The organism is Streptomyces sp. NRRL S-87 (genome assembly GCF_000719335.1).
GTDB lineage: Bacteria > Actinomycetota > Actinomycetes > Streptomycetales > Streptomycetaceae > Streptomyces.
This window is the reverse complement of sequence record NZ_JOGB01000165.1, coordinates 1-1,026: the sequence shown is the minus strand read 5'-3', so window position 1 is coordinate 1,026 and position 1,026 is coordinate 1. Positions and strand designations below refer to the sequence as shown.

At 72.3% G+C, this 1,026-nt stretch carries 1 protein-coding gene; it reads right to left on the bottom strand.

Features of this window, described 5'->3' with window-relative positions; translation table 11 throughout:
- Positions 1 to 128 precede the first annotated feature (128 nt).
- Positions 129 to 806 (bottom strand): nucleotidyltransferase domain-containing protein, encoded by a 678-nt coding sequence (locus tag IF43_RS0135550; RefSeq protein WP_030211154.1) that lies wholly within the window; start codon positions 804 to 806, stop codon positions 129 to 131.
- Positions 807 to 1,026 lie beyond the last annotated feature (220 nt).

Sequence of the window (1,026 nt, the reverse complement as noted above, 5' to 3'; positions counted from 1 at the left end):
GGGGTGAGGGGAGTGGGGTGGGTGGGGTGCGTGGGTGGGGGGTGCTTGGGTTTTGGCGGCTTGGGTGGGTTTGTGCGTGACTGCCTGGGTGGGTGGGGTGGTTTGTGTGTGGGTGGTCGGCGGGTTGCTCAGGCCGCGGCGCGGCGGGTGCGGACGAGGAAATCCTCGACCGCGGCGCGGTCGGGCTCGGCGGGCAGGGGCGTGCCGGTCGCGGCCGCATCGGTCTCCTCGACCAGGTGGGCCATCCAGGACTCCACCTCGGCCCAGGCGAGTTCGCCGCGCCTGACGGCGAGGAGGCGGTCCCGGTAGGGGGTCGCGTCGATGCTCAGCAGCCCCGAGCGCAGCAGGTCGCGGCAGGACAGCAGGAGGCGCAGGAGGTGCATGGCGTGCTTCCAGCGGGGGGCGCCGTGGTTGCGCACGTCCTGGTCGAGCTTGGCCCGTTGGCCGGCGGCGTAGCGCGTGAACGTGGTGTGGGTGTGGCGGGAGAGGAAGGCGCCGCGCAGGGAGAGGAGTTCCTCGCCGACCGGGGTGAGGGTCTCCACCAAGGGGGAGTGGAGGCACTCCAGGATGTTGGGGTTGGCGCGCAGGGCGAGCTCGCAGAAGCGTTCGAGCTCCCACGAGAACTGCTCCTCCAGCGGGCCGTCCACGTGAGTGGGCGGCTTCTCGAAGCGCCAGAACAGGGGGGTGGGCGCGACGAAGACCCCGCGCCGGTCGGTGTCGCTGCCCGCAGTGTCCAGCCCGAAGGCGCGCGACCCCATCACGCAGGCGTAGACGGTGTGGTCGCGCACGAGCTGTTCGGGATGCATGCGCCGAGGCTAGCGGGGGTGGTGGGGTGGGTGCTCGGGGATATCGGGGGCTTGGGCGTGGGTCGTTCGGGGGCGTGGGGGCTTGGGCGCTTCGGAGAGTGGCCCGGTGTTGGGGCCTGCTGCTCGCTTCGGGGGTGGGTCCCGTGGTGTGTGGGTCCCCTCGGCGCTTGACAGGGGCGGCCTGCAGGCCTCCCCCAGCTACCGCTGGGAGGTACCCCCA

Excerpts from the sequence above, each read along its gene's own strand:
- IF43_RS0135550 (WP_030211154.1), bottom strand. The coding sequence starts at position 806 with ATGCATCCCGAACAGCTCGTGCGCGACCACACCGTCTACGCCTGCGTG.